The 15746-nt window shown below is 67.3% G+C and carries 16 protein-coding genes; 2 read left to right on the top strand and 14 right to left on the bottom strand.

What is annotated here, in order from left to right; translation table 11 throughout:
* Positions 1–61 precede the first annotated feature (61 nt).
* The 4 genes from ACFFDA_RS22120 to ACFFDA_RS22105 form a co-directional block, all read right to left on the bottom strand.
* On the bottom strand, positions 62–3490 hold the full coding sequence (locus ACFFDA_RS22120) for an efflux RND transporter permease subunit (RefSeq protein ID WP_404479438.1): 3429 nt from the start codon (positions 3488–3490) through the stop codon (positions 62–64).
* 15 nt (positions 3491–3505) lie between these two features.
* Positions 3506–4708, bottom strand: a complete 1203-nt coding sequence (locus ACFFDA_RS22115; RefSeq protein WP_404479437.1) for an efflux RND transporter periplasmic adaptor subunit — start codon at positions 4706–4708, stop codon at positions 3506–3508.
* 296 nt (positions 4709–5004) lie between these two features.
* The gene (locus ACFFDA_RS22110) at positions 5005–5304 is read right to left on the bottom strand and encodes a DUF1153 domain-containing protein (protein ID WP_404479436.1); all 300 of its coding nucleotides are present in this window, start codon (positions 5302–5304) and stop codon (positions 5005–5007) included.
* A 1-nt stretch (position 5305) separates the two neighbouring features.
* Entirely contained in the window at positions 5306–5650 is a 345-nt protein-coding gene (locus ACFFDA_RS22105; RefSeq protein ID WP_404479435.1) for a hypothetical protein, read from the bottom strand.
* A gap of 323 nt (positions 5651–5973) precedes the next feature.
* On the opposite strand from ACFFDA_RS22105, the gene mnmA reads away from it, so the two are divergent.
* Positions 5974–7128 (top strand): tRNA 2-thiouridine(34) synthase MnmA, encoded by a 1155-nt coding sequence (mnmA, locus tag ACFFDA_RS22100; protein WP_404479434.1) that lies wholly within the window; start codon positions 5974–5976, stop codon positions 7126–7128.
* Between the two features lie 42 nt (positions 7129–7170).
* Here mnmA and ACFFDA_RS22095 read toward each other — a convergent pair whose 3' ends face one another.
* On the bottom strand, positions 7171–7578 hold the full coding sequence (locus ACFFDA_RS22095; RefSeq protein WP_404479433.1) for a hypothetical protein: 408 nt from the start codon (positions 7576–7578) through the stop codon (positions 7171–7173).
* Positions 7579–7610: 32 nt separating this feature from the next.
* Between ACFFDA_RS22095 and ACFFDA_RS22090 the strand changes: the two genes are divergently transcribed.
* On the top strand, positions 7611–8780 hold the full coding sequence (locus ACFFDA_RS22090; protein WP_404482833.1) for a serine hydrolase domain-containing protein: 1170 nt from the start codon (positions 7611–7613) through the stop codon (positions 8778–8780).
* A gap of 58 nt (positions 8781–8838) precedes the next feature.
* Here ACFFDA_RS22090 and ACFFDA_RS22085 read toward each other — a convergent pair whose 3' ends face one another.
* From ACFFDA_RS22085 to ACFFDA_RS22045, 9 genes are all read right to left on the bottom strand, one after another.
* Positions 8839–9210, bottom strand: a complete 372-nt coding sequence (locus ACFFDA_RS22085; RefSeq protein ID WP_404479432.1) for a HesB/IscA family protein — start codon at positions 9208–9210, stop codon at positions 8839–8841.
* Complete coding sequence (locus tag ACFFDA_RS22080; protein ID WP_404479431.1) at positions 9207–9710, bottom strand: GNAT family N-acetyltransferase; 504 nt, start codon at positions 9708–9710, stop codon at positions 9207–9209. Before ACFFDA_RS22080 ends, ACFFDA_RS22085 begins: the two co-directional genes overlap by 4 nt.
* A complete protein-coding gene (locus ACFFDA_RS22075; RefSeq protein WP_404479430.1) occupies positions 9707–10177 on the bottom strand; it encodes an SUF system Fe-S cluster assembly protein in 471 nt (156 codons plus the stop codon). Before ACFFDA_RS22075 ends, ACFFDA_RS22080 begins: the two co-directional genes overlap by 4 nt.
* Positions 10174–11373 carry an aminotransferase class V-fold PLP-dependent enzyme gene (locus tag ACFFDA_RS22070; RefSeq protein ID WP_404482831.1) on the bottom strand — a complete coding sequence of 400 codons (1200 nt, stop codon included), beginning with the start codon at positions 11371–11373 and terminating at the stop codon, positions 10174–10176. The genes ACFFDA_RS22075 and ACFFDA_RS22070 overlap by 4 nt, the downstream gene beginning before the upstream one ends.
* A gap of 2 nt (positions 11374–11375) precedes the next feature.
* A complete protein-coding gene (locus ACFFDA_RS22065) occupies positions 11376–12125 on the bottom strand; it encodes a SufD family Fe-S cluster assembly protein (protein WP_404479429.1) in 750 nt (249 codons plus the stop codon).
* On the bottom strand, positions 12122–12877 hold the full coding sequence (gene sufC, locus ACFFDA_RS22060; protein ID WP_404479428.1) for a Fe-S cluster assembly ATPase SufC: 756 nt from the start codon (positions 12875–12877) through the stop codon (positions 12122–12124). Before sufC ends, ACFFDA_RS22065 begins: the two co-directional genes overlap by 4 nt.
* 1 nt (position 12878) lies before the next feature.
* Entirely contained in the window at positions 12879–13373 is a 495-nt protein-coding gene (locus ACFFDA_RS22055) for an endonuclease domain-containing protein (RefSeq protein ID WP_404479427.1), read from the bottom strand.
* 207 nt (positions 13374–13580) lie between these two features.
* Positions 13581–15086, bottom strand: a complete 1506-nt coding sequence (sufB, locus tag ACFFDA_RS22050) for a Fe-S cluster assembly protein SufB (protein ID WP_404479426.1) — start codon at positions 15084–15086, stop codon at positions 13581–13583.
* 1 nt (position 15087) lies between these two features.
* Positions 15088–15540, bottom strand: a complete 453-nt coding sequence (locus tag ACFFDA_RS22045; protein ID WP_404479425.1) for an RrF2 family transcriptional regulator — start codon at positions 15538–15540, stop codon at positions 15088–15090.
* Positions 15541–15746: the final 206 nt, after the last annotated feature.

Below are 15746 nucleotides of genomic sequence, written 5' to 3'. Positions count from 1 at the left end.
TTCGCCCGGCTGGCGGCAATGTGTACCTTTCCTTATTCGGCCCTAGCTCATTTGACCAAAGTCATTCGGCCGGATGCGCCTGGGCCCGGCCCTCGGTGCTGCCCGGACCATGCAACTTGGGGTCGTACGTCAGCAGCGACTTGCGCAGCTTCGGCCCGATCCTCTTCTCGAAACCATCGGCGAGGCTGAAGGCTGCCGGCACGATGACGAGTGTGAGCAGGGTGGAGAGCACGAGCCCTCCGATCACCGTCACCCCCATCGGCGCGCGGAAGGCGCCGTCGCCCGAGAGCGACAGGGCGGTCGGCACCATGCCGGCGGTCATGGCCACGGTGGTCATGACGATCGGCTGGGCGCGCTTGTGGCCGGCGTCCATGATCGCGTCGAGCTTGTTCACGCCCTTGGCCATTTCCTCGATCGCAAAGTCGATCAGCAGGATCGAGTTCTTGGCGACGATGCCCAGCAGCATCAGGATGCCGATGTAGACCGGCATCGAGATCGGCTCGCCCCACATGGTCAGCGCCAGCATCCCGCCCAGCGGCGCGAGCAGCAGCGAGGCCATGTTCACCAGCGGCGAGACGAAGCGCTTGTAGAGCAGCACCAGCACCGCGAAGACCAGGAAGATGCCGCTGACGACGGCGACGATGAAGTTGGCGATCATCTCGCCCTGCCACTTGTCCTCGCCAACGGGGGCGTTGGAGACGCCGGCGGGCAGGTTCTTCATGATCGGCAGCTTCTGGATCGCCTCCATCGCCGGCCCCTTGACCTGGCCCTGGCCGAGGTCTGCGCCCACGAAGATGCGGCGTGACTGGTTGTAGCGCTGGATCTGGGTGGGGCCGGCGCCGAAGCGGATCTCGGCGACGCGGCTGAGCGGCACCGAGCCGCCGCTGGCCGTGGCGACGGGGAGGTTCTCGATCGTCGAGAAGTCCCGCCGCGAGGTGCGGTCGAGGATGACGCGGATCGGAATCTGGCGGTCGCTCAGCGAGAACTTGGCGGTGTTCTGGTCGATCTCGCCCATCGTCGCGATGCGGATCGTCTGGCTCAGCGCGCCGGTGGTCACGCCGAGCTGGGCGGCGAGGTCGAGGCGGGGGACGATGACGAGTTCGGGGCGCTGGAGGTCGGCCGCGATGCGCGGGGCGACGATGCCGGGGATCGAGCGCATCTGCTCGACGAGAGTCTGCGCGGTCTTGTTGAGCAGTTCGGAATCGCTGCCCGAGAGCATGACCGAGATATCGCGCCCGCTGCCGAAGCCGCCCGACTGCGTGGCGAAAGTCACGCGCGCGTCGGGGATGTCCTGCAGGGTGGGGGCCATGCGGCGTTCGAACTGGATGCTGGTCGCCTTGCGCTCGTTCGCCGGCTTGAGGACGATGTAGAGCGTTCCCGAGCCTTCGCCCGCGAATTCCAGTACGCGCTTCACTTCAGGCTGCTTTTCCAGCAGGCGGCTGACGCGGCCGGCGATTTCCTCGCTCTGCTCGAGCGTGGTGCCGGGCACCATCTCGATCTTGACCTCGCTGGTATCGTTGTTGGTGTTCGGCTGGAACTGCTGGGGGAGCCCGGCGAGCAGCGCGAACGTCACCACGAGGGCATAGATGCTGGCGCAAAAGGCGTAGAAGCGATGGTCGTGCATGCGCGCGATCACGCGGTCGGTGAAGTAGCGATACCACCGGCCCAGCGCGCCCGCGAAGGCGGCGAGGAAGCGCAGGAGCTTGCCCAGCCCCCAGATCGCCAGCGGAATGCCCAATGGTGCGAGCACCGCAGCCAGGACGAAGGCCGACTTTTCGAGGCCCACCTTGGTCAGGCCGCCCTGCAGTGCCGAGAACAGGCCGGCGGCAAGGCCGAGGCCGGCGCCCAGCAGCAGCGCGAAGGCGAGGGCGGCGATGATCGTGTACCACCAGGCGCGCGGTTGCGGCACCAGTGCGGCCTTGCGGCGATGCGCCTCGCGGCTGTCCAGCGTCCAGGCCAGGACCTTCATGTAGAGGTCCATCGCCCGCCCGCCGCCGTGTTCGGCATGGCCGTGCGACTTGAGGAAGTAGGCCGCGACCATCGGCGTGATGATGCGCGCGACGGCGAGGCTCATCAGCACCGCGGCGACCACGGTGAGACCGAAGGCCTTGAAGAACTGCCCCGGAATGCCCGGCATGAGGCCGACCGGCAGGAACACCGCGACGATCGAGAACGTGGTCGCAACGACCGCCAGGCCGATCTCGTCGGCGGCGTCGATCGAGGCCTGGTAGGCGCTCTTGCCCATGCGCATGTGCCGGACGATGTTCTCGATCTCGACGATGGCGTCGTCGACCAGCACTCCCGCGACGAGGCTGAGCGCCAGCAGCGACAGGAAGTTCAGCGTGAAGCCGAGCAGGTCCATGAACCAGAAGGTCGGGATCGCGGATAGCGGGATGGCGATCGCCGAGATCATCGTCGCGCGCCAGTCGCGCAGGAACAGGTAGACGATCACGATCGCCAGCACCGCGCCTTCGACGAGCGCTTCCATCGAGCTGGTGTACTGCCCGCGGGTGTAGTCCACCTGGCTGAAGAGCTGGGTGATGTGGATGTCGGGATGGACCTTGCGGATCTCGTCGAGCTTCTTGGCGGCCTCGTCGTAGACCGCGACGTCAGATGCGCCGCGGGCGCGTTCGAACCCGAAGGTGACGACTTCGCGGCCATTGACGCGGGCGACGTCGGTGCGGTCGGAATAGCCGTCGTAGACCTTGGCGATGTCGGCCAGCTTGACCGAGCGACCGCCGCCCAGGTTGATCCGCGTCTGCGACAGCGCATAGGCGTCCTGCGCATTGCCGAGTACGCGGACCGACTGGCGCGAACCGGCGATTTCCGACTGGCCGCCGGCAGCATCGACGTTGACCTGGCGCAGCACGGTGTTGAGGTCGTTGGCGCTCACGCCCAGCGAGACCATGCGCGCCGGATCGATCACTACGCGGATTTCGCGGTTGACGCCGCCGTCGCGGCTGACCGTCGCCATGCCGGGCACGGAGAGCAGCGACTTGGAGATGGTGTCGTCGACGAACCAGCTGAGCTGCTCGATCGTCATGTCGTCGGCCGCGACCGCGAAATAGGCGAGGCTGCCGCCGCCGCCGGCCTCGATCTTGGAGACCTGGGGTTCGAGGATGCCGTCGGGCAGTTCGCCGCGCACCTGGTCGACCGCGTTCTTCACCTGGTTGGTGGCGACGTCCGGATCGGTGCCCACGGTGAAGAACACGATGGTGGTGGAACGGCCTTCCGAAGCGGTCGACTGGATCTCGTCGACGCCGGGGATCGAACGGACCGCGCCCTCGACGATCTGGGTGATCTGCGTCTCGATCTCGGTCGGCGCGGCGCCGGGCTGCGAGACGGCGACGTGGACGCCGGGCAGTTCGACGTCCGGCATGTTGTTCACGTCCATGCGGTTGAACGAGACGATGCCGGCGATCATCACGCCGATGAAGAAGACGATCGGAATGATCGGGTTGCGGATCGACCAGGCCGAGATGTTGCGCATGGGTTCAGCCGTCCGTCAGTTGGCGGCGGCGACAAGCCGGGTCTTGACCTTGTCCCCGTCGTTCAGGAATCCGCCGGCGCGCAGCACGATCTTCTCGTTGCCCGCGAGGCCCGATGTGACGATGATACCGTTGCCCGTGACCAGCCCGGTCTTGACCGGGCGGCGATGGACCTTGCCGGCGGTGTCGACGACATAGACGAAGGCGCCCTTGGCGTCGCTCTGGATCGCGGATTCGGGCAGCATCGGCGCCACCACCGCGCCGCTTTCGATCACCGCGCTGGCGAAGCCGCCGGGACGCAGGGCCGGGTCGAACTTGAGCGCGATGCGCGCGGTGCCCTGGCGGGTGGTGGTGTCGATGATGGGCGAGAGCTGCCAGACCTGGCCGATGAAGGTGCGGCCCGAGCCGACCGGCGTGACCTTGGCCTCTACCCCCACAGAAAGTGCCGCGAGATCGTCTTCCGAAAGGTTGGCGAGCAGTTCCATCTCGCCGCCCTTGGCGAGGCGGAACAGTACGCCGCTGCCGCCGCTCACCACTTGGCCCATCTCGACGTTGCGTTCGAGCACGAGGCCGGCGGCCGGGGCGACGATGTTGAGGCGGGCGTTCTGGGCGCGCAGCTGGCCCAGGGTGGCGCGGGCGACGTCGACGCGGGCGACGGCGGCGTCGCGCGTGGCGGTGAGGCGATCGATGTCGGCCTTGGAGATGAAGCCCCGATCGACCAGCTTGAGCCCGCGATCGAGGTTGGACTGGGCGATGCGCGCGTCGGCGGCGGCGACGGCCACCTGGGCGGACTGGCTGGCCGCGGCCTGCGTCTGCACCGAGCGGTCGATCACCGCGAGGACTTGGCCCTGTTGGACCCAGTCGCCCGCCTCGACGCGGATCTCGCGGACCTCGCCGCCTTCGCCCACCGATCCGACCGGCATCGAGCGGCGCGCGGCGAGCGAGCCGGTCGCGCTGATCTCGCCGGCGACGATGGAGCGGCCGGGCACGACGACGGAGACGACCGGCACTTGCGCCGCGTCCTTGCCTGCCGCGCTTTCGTCGGTACCGCCATGTACGAAGAACCAGACCGCGACGACGAGGGCGAGCACGACCACCGCGACGATCCATATCCACCGGCGCGATGCGCGATCGTGCGCGTCGTCGACCAGCGGATTGCCGGTTGCGTCGAATGACTCGTGTCCGCCCGCGTGGGCTTCAATCTTGCTGTCGTAGTTCATCCGGTCACCGCAAGCATCACACGCGCAGCTTGGGCGGCGTGATTTCCCCCGCCGCACGGGCACTCCCGTCCATCCAGGGACGAGCCGCCGATGTGGCATAAATCCACTTGTTCCATATACGGGCCGCAAGGGGGTGGCAATCTGCAGTCGGTCCGCGGCCGACCCGGATCGACGAACGACTTCATGTCCCGAAGACAGGATTGTGCAGCTATATTGTTGCGCCAAAACGCGAAAAAGCGACCGTGAAACCCCGTTCGCGGTCGCCTTTCGACTGGAGCCGGACTTTCCGGCCTCGATCAGTACTTCTGCTGGCGCTCGTAAAGATCGCGGTAGTGTTGGATTCGGGTCACACGAAGGCCCTGCATGCCCGAGCGGTCGACCGCGCGCTGCCACGAGGCGAATTCCTCGAGCGTGAGCTGATACCGTTCGCAGACGTCGTCGATCGAGAGCAGGCCGCCGTTTACGGCCGCAACGACTTCCGCCTTGCGACGGACGACCCAGCGCGTGGTGTTCGCGGGCGGCAGGGACTCGATCGTCAGCGGTTCGCCGAGCGGACCGATGACCTGAGCGGGCCTGATTTTCTGGTTCTCGATCATGTTACCCTCGCTCGCCGTTACCGTTCACGTCGGCGACAGGGCTACTAGTGCTCCCTACGGACTTGCCATTGCTTGAACCATCAAGGTTAACCGGCTTTAACGACGTCTGGTAGGTCGTGAGCTTCGATGCCGCGCAGCCGTCGAAACTGCCGCGGGGCAGCCGCGATGCACCGGGAAACGTGCCTTGCGCGCCGGCCACGTCGCGCGAAGCGAAGAGGCGTGAGCGCAGCACCTGCCAGTCGATGTGGTGGAGATCGGTCGGAAGCTCGAGATCGGCGAACCCGTCACTTGCGCGACCCTGCGCGTCCCCTGTTTGCGGGGTTATGTGGTTACGTGCGATGTTCATGGGCGCTCTATACGACACGCTTGGTCAAGGGATCGTAAAAGGCGGCTTTACCGCTTGTTCACGATTCCCGCCGGTTTACAGCCGATTTTCGGGAATCGCTTCGTTTGTGCACGGCTTGTGCGTGGGTCGCCTGCACGATTTCGGCCTGAGCACTTCCGTCCCCCACCGCTTATCCCCCGCCCTCCCTATCCCGAGTTCGATGCCGGCCGCCGCTCATGCGAATGCGCGGGGTCCGCTTCTGCCTCCGGCCAAATTTCGCGCATCGGGCGTCTTTATGCGGCAGGTAGGAAAAAGCCGCGTTTGCCTGTATGGGAGCGCGCGTGATGACTGCCTCTCTCGATCTCCTTTCCGGCCTCGATGCCGCCGACCTGTTCCAGCTTTCCGGTCCGCTCGCCCAGCGCCGCATCGTGGTCGCCATGTCCGGCGGGGTGGACAGCTCGGTCGTCGCCGCGCTCGCCGCCGCCAGCGGGGCCGAGGTGATCGGCGTGACGTTGCAGCTCTACGACTACGGTGCCGCGACCGGACGCAAGGGCGCCTGCTGCGCCGGCGACGACATACGGGACGCCCGCGCGGTGGCCGATCGCCTCGGCATCGCCCACTATGTCTTCGACCACGAGAGCGCCTTTCGCGAGGAAGTGGTCGAGCGCTTCGCCGACGACTACCTCGCCGGCCGCACCCCGATCCCCTGCATCCGCTGCAACATGGGCCCCAAGTTCACCGACCTGCTGGCCATGGCTCGCGAACTGGGCGCGGACTGCCTCGCCACCGGCCACTACGTCCGCCGGGTGATGGGCCCGGCCGGCGCCGAGCTGCACCGCGCCGCCGACCCCGCACGCGACCAGAGCTACTTCCTCTACGGCACCACCGAGGCCCAGCTCGACTTCCTGCGCTTCCCCTTGGGCGGCCTGCCCAAGACCGAGACGCGCCGGTTGGCCGAGGCGGCGGGCCTGCGCAATGCCGCCAAGCCCGACAGCCAGGACATCTGCTTCGTGCCCGACGGCGACTATGCCAAGATCGTGCGCGCCGTCCGCCCCGAGGGCGAGGCGCCGGGCGAGATCGTCCATGCCGAGACCGGTGCGGTGCTGGGCGCGCATCGCGGCGTCATCCACTACACCGTCGGCCAGCGCCGGGGCCTCGAGATCGGTGGCCAGCCCGAACCGCTCTACGTTACCGGGATCGAGGCGGAGACCCGCCAGGTCCGAGTCGGCCCCCGCCGCCTGCTGGCCACCGCATCGGCGCGGGTGGTGGAGACCAACCGCATAGGCCCGCTGCCGCACGGGAGCCTGACCGCGAAAGTCCGCTCGCTCGCGAAGCCGGTGCCGATCACGCTCGACGGCTCGCTGGGCGACGGGGCCGCTGTCACCATCCGCTTCGCCGAGCCGGAATACGGCGTCGCGCCGGGCCAGGCGGCGGTGATCTACGCGGGCGAACGCGTGGTCGGTGGCGGCTGGATCGATTCGACCCAAAGCGCGGCGTAACCGTCGTCCCGGATCAAGTCCGGTATGGCGCAAGGCTTCAATTCAATCCTGCCACGGCTTCAGTTGGCAGCCTCGATCCTCACGAAAATCGGCGCTTTGCCGAGCAAGCAGCGGCACCGAGCCGGTGATTGCCTGCCTCTCGGTGTCCTCCGACAATGATACGCGCGCGGCGATGCCGCTCAGGCCGGCGATCTTGAGGTCGCCCTCGCAGGCCTTCAGCGGGCGCTGCGAAACGAAGCGGCACACGCAACCGACCCGCGCGCCGTAAGCCGCGCCGACCAGCGCTTCCTCGCGCAGCCCCTGCCATGCCCAGGCGAGCCAGCCTGCGATCGCCAGCAGCGCCAGCACGGTCAGGTTCCGCTTCCAGCGAGAGGGTTGCCGCGTGGGATAGGCGCCCGGATGGGCGGTCCCCTGCTTGTCCCCCGCTCCGGATTTCCCGGCTGTTGCCATTCTTCAGCGCCTCGCACATCACACCGCGCGTCATGCCGGTGCGCCGCCTTCCCCATATCCTCGCCCTCTGCGCGCTGCCAGCCCTCGCCCTGCTGGCGAGTTGTGGACAGTCCGCATCCGAAGGGCCGGCGCCGGCCAGTGCCGAAGCGCAGGCCGCGATCCGTGACGGCGAGGAAGGCGGCGGCGGCGCGCCGCGCCAGGCCCTCGGCCGCGCGATCGACACGCTGTTCGACGAAGAGGCGGTCGGTCGCACCGACGCGCTGCTGGTGATGAAGCGCGGCTCGGTGGTGGTCGAGCGCTATGGCGAGGGCATCAAGGCACAGACGCGCCTGCCCGGCTGGAGCGTGGGCCAGTGCGTCACCGCGCTGATGATCGGCCAGCTTGTCAGCGACGGCCGCCTGCGGCTCAACGAATCGGCGCCGGTGCCGGAATGGCAGCGCCCCGGCGACCCGCGCGGTGCCGTAACGCTCAAGCAGCTGCTGCAGATGCGCTCGGGGCTTCGCCACCAGGAAGCGGGAGTCGCGGGTACGGGGCGAATCGAACGCGAATCGGACCGCATGCGCATGCTGTTCCTCGACGGGCGCGACGACATGGCCTCCTACGCCGAGGCGCAGCCGCTCGAAGCCCCGGCCGGCAAGACTTTCGAGCATTCCTCGGCCAGTGCGGTGATCCTCGCCGACCTCGCCGCGCGGGTGCTCTCGCCCGACCGCGATCCGGCGCGCCGCCGCCAGGCGGTCAGCGACTACCTCAAGAATCGCGTGCTGCTGCCGATCGGCATGGGCTCGACGATCGTGGGCTACGACCGTGCGGGGACGATGATCGGCTCGGGCATGATCGCCAGTTCCGCGCGCGACTGGGGAAAGCTGGGTGAATTCCTGCGCCACACCGGCTCGGTCGGCGGTGCCCAGGTCCTGCCGCGCCGCTGGGTCCAGTTCATGCTGGAGCCGTCCCCGCGCGAGCCCGGCTACGGCGCCGGCGTCTGGCTTAACCGCGCGGCTGCCGGCGACAACGCCCGGCTCTATCCGGGCACCGCGCCGAGGAACGTGTTCGGCTGCATCGGTGAATACGGACAATACGTGATCGGCTCGCCCGACCAGTTGCTCACGGTGGTCCGCATCGGCCACAGCGACCCGGCACAGGAGCGCGAAGTCCACGACCGGCTGGGCTCGCTGCTGGCGCTGTTCCCGGGCGGGAAGGAATAGGGCAACCTCGTCGTCCCGGGCTTGGTCCGGGACGACTGGACCCAAGGAGCGCCTTCCCTCAGACCGTGAAGCTCTCGCCGCACCCGCAGGCGCCCTTGGCGTTGGGGTTGTCGAAGGTGAAGCCGGCGGTGAAGTCGTCTTCCTTCCAGTCCATTACGCTGCCCACGAGGTAGAGCACCGAGGACCCGTCGATGTAGAAAACGCCGCCGGGGGTCTCGATCTTCTCGTCGAACTTGGCTTCCTCGTTCACGTAGTCGACCGAGTAGGCAAGGCCCGAGCAGCCCCGGCGCGGGGTGGACAGCTTGACCCCGATCGCGCCTTCGGGCGCTTCGCCCATGAGCTTGGCGATGCGTGCTTCGGCACCCGGCGTCAGGATGACGGCGGCGGGGCGGGCGCGGGCAGGACGAGCGGTGGTTGTTGTTTCGGTCATGTCAGCCTCTTCTGCCAGAACAGGGCGTTGCCGGCCTCTGGATCGAGTTGATAGTCGCCATAGCCCAGCGACGCGTAGAGGTTCTTGGCGCGGTGGTTGCCGGCGAGCACTTCGAGCGTCACCTTGCAGGCACCGCGCGCGGTGGCTTCGGCCTCGATCGCGGCGAACAGCGCGCGGGCCACGCCCTTGCCGCGATGGCCCGGGAGCACCGAGACGTCGTGGATATTGACCAGCGGGCGCGCCGCGAAAGTCGAGAAGCCCATGAAGCAGGTCGCCGCGCCCACCGCCTCGCCGCCGATGCGGGCGAGGAAGGCGAAGGCGCCGGGCACCGCTGCCAGCGCGGGCGCCAGGCGCTCGCGCACGTCGGCCGAAAGCGGTTCGCCGCCTCCCATCGGATCGCGCGCATAGGCGTCCAGCACCGCGACGAGCGCTGCCGCGTCGGCAGGGTCGGCGAAGTCGGCGCGCGCGATCGCGAGGGAAAGAACAGCAGCTTCGCTCACAGCATTCCCAGTTCCAGCTTGGCCTCGTCGGTCATCTTGGCCATGTCCCATGGCGGGTCCCAGACGAGGTTGACGTCGCAGTCGCGCACGCCGGGCACGGCTGCGACACGCATCTCGACTTCGCCCGGCATCGATTCGGCGACGGGGCAGTGCGGCGTGGTCAGCGTCATCGTCACCGCGACCGAAGCCTCTTCCGAGACCTCGACGCCGTAGATCAGGCCGAGGTCGTAGATGTTCACCGGAATCTCGGGATCGAAGATTTCCTTGAGCGCCTGGATGACGCCCTCGTAGATTGCGCCGCCGGGGCCGGCCGGATCGGCATCGGCGGGCTTTTCGGCGAGGAATCCATCGAGATAGTCGCGGCGGCGTTCGGCCGGGGGCGGCACGGCGTCGTCGACACGGGCGCGCGGCGGGGCCGGCGCGGCTTCGACTTCCTCGACACTGAATGCAGGCTTCTGGTCACTCATCCGAAAATTCTCCGTGTGCGCTCGATCCCTTTCAGGAGCGCCTCGATGTCGGCCTCGTCGCTGTAGAGCCCGAAGCTGGCCCGCGCCGTCGCGGGGACGCCCAGATGCTCCATGAGCGGCTGGGCGCAGTGGTGGCCGGCGCGGATCGCCACGCCTTCTTCGTCCAATATGGTGCCGAGGTCGTGCGGATGCACCCCGTCGAGCGCGAAACTGACGATGCCCAGCGCGTCGTCGGGGCCGAACAGCGTGACGTCGTTGCGCTTGCGCAGTTCGGAGCGCAGCAGCGCGGCCAAGTCGCGTTCGTGGCGCTCGGCACGGTCCAGGCCGATGGCGGAGAGCCAATCCATCGCCGTCGCCATGCCGATGGCCTCGATGATGTTCGGGGTGCCGGCCTCGAACCGCTGCGGGGCCGGGGCGTAGGTTGTCTGCTCGAACGTCACGCGGTCGATCATCGCGCCGCCACCCTGCCAGGGGGGCATGGCATCGAGGATGTCCTTGCGCGCCCACAGCACGCCGATGCCGGTGGGGCCATAGAGCTTGTGCGCCGAGAAGGCATAGAAGTCGCAGTCGAACGCCGCCATGTCGAGCGCCAGGCGGGGCGCGGCCTGGCAGCCGTCCACCAGCAGCCTGGCGCCGACGGCGTGGGCAAGCTTGGCGGCGCGCGCGACGTCGAGCACCGAGCCTAGCACGTTGGAGACATGCGCGAAGGCGACCAGCTTGTGCGCGCGCGTCAGGATGCGCTCGGCGGCGTCGAGGTCGATGCGGCCGTCGTCGGTAATGGGGCAGATGTCGATCTCGACGCCGGTCTTCTTACGCAGCATCTGCCAGGGCACGATGTTGGAGTGGTGCTCCAGCGTCGAGAGCAGGATGCGATCGCCGGCCTTGAGGTTGGCAACGCCCCAGGTCTGCGCGACGAGGTTGATCGATTCGGTGGCGCCGCGCGTATAGACGATCTCGTCCTCGTGCGCGTTCAGGAACGCGGCGACGCGGCGGCGGGCCGCCTCGAAAGCCAGCGTCATGTCGGCCGAGCGGGCATAGACGCCGCGATGGACGGTGGCGTAGTCCTCCCCCATCGCGCGCACGGTGGCGTCGATCACCGCGAGCGGCTTCTGGGCCGTGGCGGCGGTGTCGAGGTAGTGCCAGTTGCCGGCCAATCCCGGGAACTGGTCCTTGAGCACGAGTTCTGCTGTGTTCAGCGTCACAGGCCAGTCTCCACCAGCTTCTCCAGCCGCGCGATGGCCGCCTCGCTCAGCTCGGTCTCGCCGGGCGCGCCGGTGAAGGCTTCGGCGATGAAGGCCTGGAGCATCAGGCGCTTGGCCTGCGGCGGAGTGAGCCCGCGGCTCATCAGGTAGAACAGTCCGTTCGCGTCGAGTTCACCGACCGCGCAGCCGTGTGCGGCCTTGACGTCGTCGGCGTAGATCTCGAGTTCGGGGCGCGCGTTGGCGGTCGCGGTGCGGTCGAGCAGCATGGCGCGGACCGACTGTTCGGCATCGGTGCCGTCGGCTCCGCGCTCGACGGCGATGCGGCCGAGGTAGGTGCCGACCGAATGGCCGGCCAGGACCGTACGGATGATTTGCGCCGAGGTCGCGTTGAGCGACGTGTGGGTGACCTCGGTGACGATCTCCAGCGTCTCGCTGCCGGTCGCCAGTTGCGCCGCGCCGAGCGTGAAGTCGGCACCTTCGCCCAGGCGCACGTCGATGGCGATGCGGCCATAGGCGGGGCCGGCGGTGAGGATGCGCAAGTCGAACTTCGCGTCCTTGCCGAGCGTGATGATCAGGTGTCGGGCAACCGCATGCGCGCCGGTCTCGACGATCTGGTGCGTGGCTTCCTCGCCCGCACCCACTTCGATCTCCTCCGGCAGGATCGGCCAGAGGCCTTGCAGCGCCTCGATGTCCGAGTAGCGGAAGTCCTCGTGCTTGCGGGTGGGGAGGGTCAGTTCGACGTTCATGCGGCGGTCTCTTGCACCACCGCTTCGTAGCCTTCTTCCTCCAGCCGCAGAGCGAGGTCGGCACCGCCGGTCTTGACGATGCGACCGCCGGCGAGGACGTGCACGAAGTCGGGCTTCACGTAGTCGAGCAGGCGCTGGTAGTGGGTGATGAGCAGTACCGCCTTGTCGGGCGCGCGTATGATCGCGTTGATGCCCTCGCCGCAGATGCGCAGCGCGTCGATGTCGAGGCCGGAGTCGGTCTCGTCGAGGATCGCCAGCCTGGGGTCCAGGATGCCCATCTGCACCATCTCGGCGCGCTTCTTCTCGCCGCCCGAGAAGCCGACGTTCACCGGGCGCTTGAGCATGTCCATGTCCATGCGGAGCAGGCCTGCCTTCTCGCGCGCCAGTTTGAGGAACTCGCCGCCCGAAAGCGGCTCCTCGCCGCGGCCCTTGCGCTGGGCGTTGGCGGCCTCGCGCAGGAACTGGACGAAGGAGACGCCGGGAATTTCGACCGGGTACTGGAAGCCCAGGAACAGGCCCGCAGCGGCCCGCTCGTGCGGTTCGAGCTCGAGCAGGTCCTGGCCGTTGAAGTCGACCGATCCGCCGGTCACCTCGTAGCCGGGCCGGCCGCCGAGCGTGTAGCCAAGCGTCGACTTGCCCGCGCCGTTGGGGCCCATGATCGCGTGGATCTCGCCCGGATTGATGGTGAGCGAAAGACCCTTGAGGATCGGCTTTTCGGCGACGGTCGCCTGCAGGTTTTCAATCTTGAGCATGTTATCCCTCGTCGCCCAGGAAGTTGGCGCCGGATCGCGAAGCGACCTTCTTGCGCGCATTGCGCTTGTCGAACGGCACCGCCAGCTCGACGTTGATCTCGCGCACCACGGCGTCGACGCCTTCGAGCACTTCTTCCTCGGAGAAGCGCAGGACGCGGATGCCGACTTCGGTGAGCTTGCGGTCCTGCAACTCGTTGACGTCGGGATTGGAGTCCTCGGCGCTGAGCTGGATCACGATCCAGCGCGAGGGGCAGGCGAAGTCGACGATGGCCGAGCCGACGATCGACTGGCGGATGAACTTCACGCCGCCCAGCCTCGAGCCGGAGAGCTTCTCCCACAGCGCCTTCTGCGCCTCGCTGGGATTGCGGCGCTGGTCCTTGGCACGCTCCTTGAGCGTTTCCAGGCGCGCGCCGGTGACGGCGAACGTGGCCTTCACATCGCCCTTCGGAGCGTTCGTGGCCAGGCTGATGCCCAAGGTCTTGCGGGCGGCGGTCATGGTTTCATACCTTCAAGCTATCCCGAGATGCCGTCCTGTGGCGGTGATCCCGAATTGTCCAAACTATCATAACGATCGGCGACCCAACGAAAAACGCAGCGATCGCAATGGAAAAGAAAGACCATCCGGCAAATCCGATGGTGAGCACTCCGAGCAGCGCCATGAACGCTGCTGCTGGAAGGAGAGCCACAAGCCGGATGATCGTCGTCACCCCACGCTGCCTTCCAGCGAGATCCCCAGCAGCTTCTGCGCTTCCACCGCGAACTCCATCGGCAGTTGCTGCAGCACCTCCTTCGCGAAGCCGTTGACGATCAGCGCCACCGCGCTTTCGGTGTCGAGGCCCCGCTGCATGGCGTAGAATAGCTGGTCGTCGCTGATCTTGCTGGTGGTCGCCTCGTGCTCGATCTGGGCCGAGGGGTTGCGCACTTCGATGTAGGGCACCGTATGCGCGCCGCACTCCTTGCCGAGCAGCAGCGAATCGCACTGTGTGAAGTTGCGCACGCCGTCTGCATTGGCGGCGACGCGCACGAGGCCGCGGTAGGTGTTGTTCGACTTGCCCGCCGAAATGCCCTTCGAGATGATCGTCGAGCGGCTGCCCTTGCCGTTGTGGATCATCTTGGTGCCGGTATCGGCCTGCTGGTAGTTGTTCGTCACCGCGACCGAGTAGAACTCGCCCACCGAGTCCTCGCCGTTGAGGACGCAGCTAGGGTACTTCCAGGTGATCGCGGAGCCGGTCTCCACCTGGGTCCACGAAATCTTCGAGCGCGCGCCCTGGCACAGGCCGCGCTTGGTGACGAAGTTGTAGATGCCGCCCTTGCCCTCGGCATTGCCGGGGTACCAGTTCTGGACGGTGGAATACTTGATCTCGGCGTCTTCCATCGCGACCAGTTCGACCACCGCGGCGTGGAGCTGGTTCTCGTCGCGCATGGGGGCGGTGCAGCCCTCCAGGTACGAGACGTACGAGCCCTTCTCGGCAATGATGAGCGTCCGCTCGAACTGGCCGGTGTTCTCCGCATTTATACGGAAGTAGGTGCTCAATTCCATCGGGCAGCGCACGCCCTCGGGGATATAGACGAAAGTGCCGTCCGAAAAGACCGCGCAGTTCAGCGTGGCGAAGTAGTTGTCGTGCACCGGCACCACGCGGCCCAGCCACTTCTTCACCAGCTCGGGAAATTCGCGGATCGCCTCGGAAATCGAGCGGAAGATGACGCCCGCCTGCTCCAGTTCCTTGCGGAAGGTGGTGGCGACGGAGACCGAATCGAAGACCGCGTCCACCGCGACCTTGCGTGCGCCCTCGACGCCGGCGAGCACTTTCTGCTCCTCCAGCGGAATGCCGAGCTTTTCGTAGACGCGCAGGATCTCGGGGTCGACCTCGTCGAGGCTGGCCAGCGCATCCTTCTTCTTGGGCGCGGCCCAGTAGTAGGATTCCTGGTAGTCGATCGGCGGCACGTTGAGCTTGGCCCAGTCCGGGGGAGTCATCTCCAGCCAGCGGGCATAGGCCTTCAGGCGCCAGTCGAGCATCCACTCGGGCTCGTCCTTCTTGCCCGAGATGAAACGGATGGTGTCTTCGGACAGGCCCTTGGGGCCGTATTCCTGCTCGATGTCGGAGGACCAGCCATGTTCGTAGTCGGCCACGCGGGCAGCGGCATCATGGGCTGCCTGGTCGCGAAGGGGGGCATCGCGTTCAGCCATGCGGGTGGTTTCCTCGGTCATCTCAAACTTCCTCGACGAGCTGGGTCAGCACCACCTGGGCGAGAGCGCCACGAACGGCGGCGTTCACCTGGGGCCAGTGGCCCTTCACGTTGCAGCCTTCCTCCAGCGTGCAGTCGCTTTTCACGCGATCGAGGCAGGAGGTGAGCGCGATGGGCCCTTCTACCGCCTCGACGATGTCGGCAAGCGAAATCGCCGCCGGCGGACGGGCGAGCTTGAGCCCGCCGCCCACGCCCCGCGACGAACGCATGAGCCCGGCGGCGGTCAGCTTGCTCACCAGCTTCTGGACGGTGGGCACGGGCAGGCCCGTCTCCTCCGCCAGTTGGGCTGCCGACACGCGCGCGCGGCTTCGGATCGGGGGGCCGCCGGCCTGCTCGATCAACGCGCAAGTGCCGCAATGCCGCGCTGCGGCGGACATGATTATCACGGCATAGTCTGCCATGCTGGACAGGCGCATAAACGGTGCTTTCCGGACCCGGGTTCAAATCGGAGCGATTTCTTCCGATTTCACCTAGTGCAGCACGCGCCCGGTTTCAATGGGCGTTTCTCAAGCCGCGAGCGGGATTCGACGCGCCCCTTAGCGCGGCACAAGGGACTCGCAAACCATGGAAAATCCATGGAGGTAAAAACAACCATGCCCCGCAGAGGCGGGTCGGGCGCAGA

Source organism: Novosphingobium sp. BL-52-GroH, from assembly GCF_044813085.1.
Taxonomy (GTDB): Bacteria; Pseudomonadota; Alphaproteobacteria; order Sphingomonadales; family Sphingomonadaceae; genus Novosphingobium.
This window is presented reverse-complemented; position numbering and strand designations above follow the sequence as displayed.

Excerpts from the sequence above, each read along its gene's own strand:
- ACFFDA_RS22120 (WP_404479438.1), bottom strand. The coding sequence starts at position 3,490 with ATGCGCAACATCTCGGCCTGGTCGATCCGCAACCCGATCATTCCGATC.
- ACFFDA_RS22115 (WP_404479437.1), bottom strand. The coding sequence starts at position 4,708 with ATGAACTACGACAGCAAGATTGAAGCCCACGCGGGCGGACACGAGTCA.
- ACFFDA_RS22110 (WP_404479436.1), bottom strand. The coding sequence starts at position 5,304 with ATGATCGAGAACCAGAAAATCAGGCCCGCTCAGGTCATCGGTCCGCTC.
- ACFFDA_RS22105 (WP_404479435.1), bottom strand. The coding sequence starts at position 5,650 with ATGAACATCGCACGTAACCACATAACCCCGCAAACAGGGGACGCGCAG.
- mnmA (WP_404479434.1), top strand. The coding sequence starts at position 5,974 with ATGACTGCCTCTCTCGATCTCCTTTCCGGCCTCGATGCCGCCGACCTG.
- ACFFDA_RS22095 (WP_404479433.1), bottom strand. The coding sequence starts at position 7,578 with ATGGCAACAGCCGGGAAATCCGGAGCGGGGGACAAGCAGGGGACCGCC.
- ACFFDA_RS22090 (WP_404482833.1), top strand. The coding sequence starts at position 7,611 with ATGCCGGTGCGCCGCCTTCCCCATATCCTCGCCCTCTGCGCGCTGCCA.
- ACFFDA_RS22085 (WP_404479432.1), bottom strand. The coding sequence starts at position 9,210 with ATGACCGAAACAACAACCACCGCTCGTCCTGCCCGCGCCCGCCCCGCC.
- ACFFDA_RS22075 (WP_404479430.1), bottom strand. The coding sequence starts at position 10,177 with ATGAGTGACCAGAAGCCTGCATTCAGTGTCGAGGAAGTCGAAGCCGCG.
- ACFFDA_RS22065 (WP_404479429.1), bottom strand. The coding sequence starts at position 12,125 with ATGAACGTCGAACTGACCCTCCCCACCCGCAAGCACGAGGACTTCCGC.
- sufC (WP_404479428.1), bottom strand. The coding sequence starts at position 12,877 with ATGCTCAAGATTGAAAACCTGCAGGCGACCGTCGCCGAAAAGCCGATC.
- ACFFDA_RS22055 (WP_404479427.1), bottom strand. The coding sequence starts at position 13,373 with ATGACCGCCGCCCGCAAGACCTTGGGCATCAGCCTGGCCACGAACGCT.
- sufB (WP_404479426.1), bottom strand. The coding sequence starts at position 15,086 with ATGACCGAGGAAACCACCCGCATGGCTGAACGCGATGCCCCCCTTCGC.
- ACFFDA_RS22045 (WP_404479425.1), bottom strand. The coding sequence starts at position 15,540 with ATGCGCCTGTCCAGCATGGCAGACTATGCCGTGATAATCATGTCCGCC.